The sequence below is a fragment of the Haloglomus irregulare genome (genome assembly GCF_007421925.1).
Taxonomy (GTDB): domain Archaea; phylum Halobacteriota; class Halobacteria; order Halobacteriales; family Haloarculaceae; genus Haloglomus; species Haloglomus irregulare.
Map to the genome: position 1 here is coordinate 1 of NZ_QMDX01000045.1, position 5,929 is coordinate 5,929.

Genomic DNA, 5,929 nt, shown 5'->3' on the forward strand with positions numbered 1-5,929 from the left:
GATTCACTATATACGCCAACACACTAAGAGCAGAAAGTTCTAACGGTTACTATAGCAGGACGAGAACCCATTCCTCGCGGATGAAGGAGAGACCAGTGTTGGTCTCCCCGATTTGGAACATGTTGATCATCCACGGCGGAATGGCTAAGACGACCACTGCGAAGGTCGGATCGATCACTGAAGCGAAGATGGGCGTCGTGATGAGTGCATAGCCGAAGCCCACCATCCCCTTGATGACCCCAGCGATCACTGCAACGAGAATGAACGCCGTCAACAGTGGGAGCGAAATATCGGCTTGCAGGCCCTTACTTAGGTTATCAAACCCGGGGAAGAAGAGTATAGAGCTTGCCACGACGGCAAGCGTCGCGAAGACCATCATCACCTCGCGGTACTGGAACTCGAGAAAGTTCGAGACGAACCGTTCGACATCTATTCTTGATTCTGGAGCACTCATAGTCATCACCGGTCAGGCCGAACTGAATCCGGAGTTACAAGAGAGAAAGCTAGTGAGACGTATCCCTTGTCCCCGTAACGGCGAGATAAACGGATATTCGGGTTCACTCGGACAGATGTGAACGGCAGTATTATCCGCCGATAGGCTTCAATACTCCGTTCTATACGTGTCCAGTCTTGTCTTGGACTGGGGCAAATTTGGTGGGTAAATGCCGTGTTCCCGCCTTTCCGATTATTGGTCCACTAAACAAAATTGGCGGACTTATTTAGACGCTGGGTGCGAGATATGTTCCTTTAGAGCGGATTGCGATTGAAAAACGAACGAGAGACCCTGTTGTTGATCTATCTCGATAGCAACCTGGCGGCGACTGCCACCGTACTCGGCCGCTAGATCGATCCTCTCGGTTGCCGAGTTATTCGGCACCGCTTCAAGTCCATACTGACCTGATGAGTCGGGGAGCGCTTTCTCGAGTACCCAGTCAGCGTGGCCGCCATCACCCATCTTGACTGCCAGGTCAGGATTCCCTGATACAGCACGTTTGGCCGACGCTACGAGGCGGTCTGTAAAACGGGTAAGACGAGATAGCACACTACTCAGCTCTCGTCTCCGGGGGTCGTTAGTTCACCGGAGTGAGTCATTCTCTACAGCGTCTAAAACATGGCCGTGTGGTCCCTGTGTTCGAACTCGTCGTCAAGCGAGCAGTAGGGCGCCCAGAAACGAGTCACTGGTGCTCAATGAACGCGTTCATCACGCCGTCGGTACCGTGATGGAATATGACTGGGAGTGCGAGCTCTCGCAACGGGTGGTCGCCTTGCGGCTTTCAGTCCTCGATACGGCGAACGGCGGCGATCGGGGGGGTGTCTGCCTCGCTGGGCTCTATATTTTCGGCTCCCGACTGAGCATGAGTGTCGCCGTCTGAACGGTCCGCTGGGTGGCTTCGGCTGTCGGTCTGGCCACCGTCAGCGGCGAGGCGTTTGGCCTCCAGCCACTGGAAGTCCCGGCCGAACATACCGTCGTCCTTCAGGTTCCAGGGATCCGGCGTCTCTAGTAGTGGCCCCTCTCGGGCCGACTGCACCATGTTCCAGAGCCAGACGAACTGTGCGACCCCGAGAAGGAACGCGCCGACGGTGGCGAGTTGATGAAGTGTCGTCAGCTGGGCGAGCGGCGCGATGGCGCCATCGACTTGGTAGCTAGCGTACCGTCGTGGCATTCCCATGTAGCCCATAATCAGCATCGCAAAGAAGGTCAAGTTGACCCCGGCCATGGTGAGCCAGAAGTGAATCTTCGCCAGCTTACGCTGATACATCCGACCTGTCATGAGCGGGAACCAATAATAGATTCCCGCGAAGACCGCGAACACGGTCCCTCCCATCAGGAAGTAGTGGAAGTGCCCGACGACATAGTAGGTGTCGTGGAGCACGAGGTCGACAGGGATGGCGGCGAGGAAGACACCTGTGATACCGCCAATGATGATGTTCGAGATGAAGCCAATCGAGAACAGCATCGGTGTCGTCAGCCGGAGCTTGCCGTTCCACATCGTCGTAATCCAGTTGAACACTTTCACCGCCGTTGGGATGGCGATGGCCAGCGTGATGGCCATGAACGAGGCCCGAATTCGCGGGTCGATGCCCGAGGAGAACATGTGGTGGGCCCAAACGCCGAACGACAGGACCCCGATGGCGATGGTGGAGTAGACGACGAATTTGAAGCCGAACAGCCTCCGCCCGGAAAACTTCGGCAGAATCCACGAGACGATTCCCATCGCCGGTAGGATGAGGATGTACACCTCAGGATGGCCCCAGAACCAGAACAGGTGCTGCCAGAGGATAGGTGACCCGCCATCGACCGCGAAAAAGGTGGTTCCGAAGTTCCGGTCCAGCAACAGCATGATGAGCGCGCTCCCCAGCAGTGGGAACGCGAACAGGATCTGGACGGACTGGACGAGGACGGTCCACGAGAAAATGTCCAGATTCGCCCAGTTCACCTCGTCGCCACGCTCGACGAAAATGGTCGCGATGAAATTGATCGCCCCCATCGTCGCGGCAACCCCCGTTAGGTGGAGGCCGAGCATCATCAGGTCTACGCCCGGGTTCGCCTGCTGGACCGAGAGCGGCGTGTACATCGTCCACGAGGTCTGGGATGGCGCGATGGCGCCTCCCGTTAGCGGCCCCAGAAAGAAGCCGGCCCATACCAGCAGCGCGCCCGGTGGGAGCAGCCAGAACGCGATGGCGTTGATTCGCGGGAACGCCATATCGTCGGCCCCGATCAATAATGGAATGAAGTAGTTCGAGAACGCCGCCAGAATCGGTGTCCCGAACAGCAACAGCATCGTGACGCCGTGGCTCGTCAGCAGCCCGTTGTAGAACTGCGCGCCAATAAGATCCTGCGCTGGGGTGAGCAGTTCGAGACGCATCACTAGTACTCCCACTCCGGCCCACGCAAACGCGATGACCGCGTAAACACCGTAGAGGATGCCAACGTCCTTGTGATCAACCGTGGTGAGCCAGCGGAACACACCACCAGGTTTCTCGGTGTGTGCGGCACCACCGGTGGCTCCCCCCGTTGTGGTCGCCCCGGGTGCATATGACCGCCAGTCCGTGACTCGGGAGAGGAAGCCAGCGACTGCCAATAGGACGATACCCATCAGTATCGTGAGCGCGAGTTGCTCGCCTGCCATCGCCGTAGAGTCAATTGTAATAGTACAAGTAACTTAGTTTGGCGAGCGACAAGCGGAACCGCGGTCGGGCGGCTCAATCTCAGGTCGCACCCGTCTACACAGGACCGTACGGGGTGCGGTCAGCGACCGGAGTCGGTCCGTGTCGTATCGCCTTCGAATGCCACTGCCTTGGACTGGTACGGTCGGCGGATACCAGACAACCTGTCCGGGATGGTCGTGTATGCAACGACGAGAACTCCCATTGGGATTCCGCAAAATCAGTTCGTCACTTCGTTCCGAGCGGTCAAAGACGATTTCGAGTGAACCATGTCCCGTCGGACGGTCGTGGCGACTCCGCTTACAAGCATCAGGACGGCGATCGCGATCATGCCTCCGTCGACACCCATCCTACCAGTTGTCATCCTACCGTCCATACCGGACCTCATGCCGGCGCTCATTTCGCCACTCATCCATTCAGCGGTCATAACAAGCCCCTGATTGAGGAGCGTCACTACCGCGTAGGTGATGATAAGTGGCCCACTCGTCATTCCGAGGCGATCAACTGCAGGGATCAGGAGAACGACTCCGTGAGCGATGACAATTACACCCACGGTTGCCATCACCCACGCACTCCCAGTCATCACCGGTCCGGTTACCGATTGATACACTGAGCACCCCCCGGAGACGACCGGTATAAGGCTCCCGTAGAGCCGCATCGTCGATATTGCCGACGACAGGTATCCTGCGTCCATCAGTTCTGCTTGTTGTGCGTGTTGATCCTGGCGACCTGGTTTGCCGTACACCTCTGCGTCGTTCCGGTAACGACGAAGATTGCCCCGGCGACGAGGACGAGTGCGGCGACTGCCAGCCCGAGCGTTCCCGTGAACCCGATGTCAAGATAGCCTGTTGCTACTGCGACGCCAACCACAATGAGGATGTGACCGAGGGCGAGCCGCGCTGTTCTGTCAAGACAGCCGACGTTCTTCCCTATGACAGTTTCTGAAAGGTCCCTCAGTGCATTAATTATTTGATTGGGCGGTGGTGCAGAACTGTTCTCATCTTTCTACAAGCAGGAAACCCCGCCCCTTGGGGCGGGGAGGAATGCGACACTTAGCCGTCTGTCCAACTACTGCGTTCTGTCGGTGTCGAGGCACTCCGCCCCTTCCAACAGCAATCCTTTCCACGTGTATCCTCGCTCGTCCTTCAGTTCGGTTAGCCATTCGTGCTGTTCTTCGCTCACCTGTAGACGCACATCTTTGGTCATACATCTTTGTTAGTTTCCGTGCGTTTTATGTGCTTCGGTTCCGTAGAAGCAGGCGTGACCGCCACCGCCACGAAAACGCTTGAAGCCACGCTCGCACCGCCGACGGCGCACAAAGAGCAACGGCTTCAGCGTACCGTGGCGACGTACCGCCGCGCTCTCTCCGAATCGTTCGAGAGTGGTGCGGACACGCAGACGGCGGTCAACGATGTCGTCACCGGCTACAACCTCACGTCCTACGCCAAAGACGCGCTCAAGAACTACGTCCCGCAACTTCGGGACACGTACAACGCCTCGGAGCTGGACGACGACCACCCCGTCCGGTTCACTAACCGAGGGTGGAACATCGACCACTCCGAGGAGCGAACGCACGAGTTCTGCTGGCGCGTTCCCCAAGCCGGACGGGGCAACGCCTTCTGGATTCCGCTCCGCATCGACCCCACCCAACGGGAGTTGTGGGACGACCTGCTCGACGGCGACGTGACAGTCGGAGAGTTCCGACTGCAAGAACACCGCACCAACTGGGTACTCCACGTCACCGTCAAATACGAGCTCGCGGAACCAGAGAAGCCGGACGACCCGACGCCGGTCGGCTTCGACATCGGTGAATCCAAACTCCTGACGGGCTGTGCCCTGACGGAGAACGATACTCCCACCCAACCGTTCATCTTCGACGGCGGACGCGCCCGACACCTTCGCAAGGAGATGCACACCACGCTCCAACGGCTCCAAGAGCGCGACGCTTCGGAGTGGCGCGTGGACGAACGATTTGACCACTACCAGAATGCCCTCACCGACATCGTGGAGAAGGCGTCTCGGCAAGCCGTCGAGTACGCTCGACAGTTCGAGAATCCCGTGATTGTTCTCGAAGACCTGTCGTACATCCGCGAACATCTCGACTACGGCAAGTGGATGAACCGGCGTCTCCACAACTGGGCGTTCGCCCGTCTCACCGGGCGCATCGAAGACAAAGCCCTCGAAGCGGGCATCCCGGTTCGGTTCGTGAACCCGGCGTACACGTCGCAGACGTGCCACGAGTGCGGCCACCTCGGTTCTCGAAGTTCGCAGGCGGCGTTCCGATGCACGAACGACGGGTGTTGGGTGACGGAGTATCAAGCGGACATCAACGCGGCGGCCAACATCGCCGGTCGCCTCAACCCGTGGGGAGAGAGCCTGTCGCTGAAACCGACGGGCGATGACTCGCCTCGGGACAGGAGTGCTTGTGACAGCACCACAGGACACCGCACGCCGAGTCCGAAACCCGGACAGACGACGCTTGCGGCGTTTCAGTCCTGAAACCTCCCTCGACGCGAGACTTCCCTTGTAGGAAGCCCCGCCCTTTAGGGCGGGCGAGGATGTCACAGCGTGATGGTTGGGCTGGCGACATCGTTTCCTCGATGGTGATTGGCGAGTGCAACGGCCAATCGTAGGCAAAGAGCGATGAAGACGTGTGACTTAACGCGTACTCGGCCTCGGACCCGCGGGGTCCCGAGGCCAAGGTCCTTACACATAATCAAGGAGAACGCCCACGAGTTTACTCGTGGGATGAATCCAACAG

At 58.6% G+C, this 5,929-nt stretch carries 5 protein-coding genes and 2 pseudogenes; 1 reads left to right on the forward strand and 6 read right to left on the reverse strand.

Annotated elements, in window-relative coordinates; translation table 11 throughout:
• Positions 1 to 52: 52 nt before the first annotated feature.
• The 5 genes and pseudogenes from DP107_RS19550 to DP107_RS20420 form a co-directional block, all read right to left on the reverse strand.
• Positions 53 to 454 (reverse strand): annotated as a pseudogene (locus DP107_RS19550) (sulfite exporter TauE/SafE family protein); the annotation flags it as partial.
• A gap of 820 nt (positions 455 to 1,274) precedes the next feature.
• The gene (locus DP107_RS19555) at positions 1,275 to 3,131 is read right to left on the reverse strand and encodes a cbb3-type cytochrome c oxidase subunit I (RefSeq protein WP_144263749.1); all 1,857 of its coding nucleotides are present in this window, start codon (positions 3,129 to 3,131) and stop codon (positions 1,275 to 1,277) included.
• 257 nt (positions 3,132 to 3,388) lie between these two features.
• Positions 3,389 to 3,862 (reverse strand): hypothetical protein, encoded by a 474-nt coding sequence (locus DP107_RS19560; protein WP_144263750.1) that lies wholly within the window; start codon positions 3,860 to 3,862, stop codon positions 3,389 to 3,391.
• Positions 3,862 to 4,137, reverse strand: a complete 276-nt coding sequence (locus DP107_RS19565) for a YgaP-like transmembrane domain (protein WP_338072754.1) — start codon at positions 4,135 to 4,137, stop codon at positions 3,862 to 3,864. Before DP107_RS19565 ends, DP107_RS19560 begins: the two co-directional genes overlap by 1 nt.
• Positions 4,138 to 4,236: 99 nt before the next feature.
• Positions 4,237 to 4,374 carry a hypothetical protein gene (locus DP107_RS20420; RefSeq protein ID WP_169330562.1) on the reverse strand — a complete coding sequence of 46 codons (138 nt, stop codon included), beginning with the start codon at positions 4,372 to 4,374 and terminating at the stop codon, positions 4,237 to 4,239.
• Positions 4,375 to 4,428: 54 nt separating this feature from the next.
• Between DP107_RS20420 and DP107_RS19570 the strand changes: the two genes are divergently transcribed.
• Positions 4,429 to 5,667: an RNA-guided endonuclease TnpB family protein gene (locus DP107_RS19570; RefSeq protein WP_144263752.1), complete on the forward strand. Its 1,239-nt coding sequence runs from the start codon at positions 4,429 to 4,431 to the stop codon at positions 5,665 to 5,667.
• Positions 5,668 to 5,729: 62 nt separating this feature from the next.
• On the opposite strand, the pseudogene DP107_RS21015 reads toward DP107_RS19570, so the two are convergent.
• A pseudogene (locus DP107_RS21015) lies at positions 5,730 to 5,929 on the reverse strand (hypothetical protein); the annotation flags it as partial.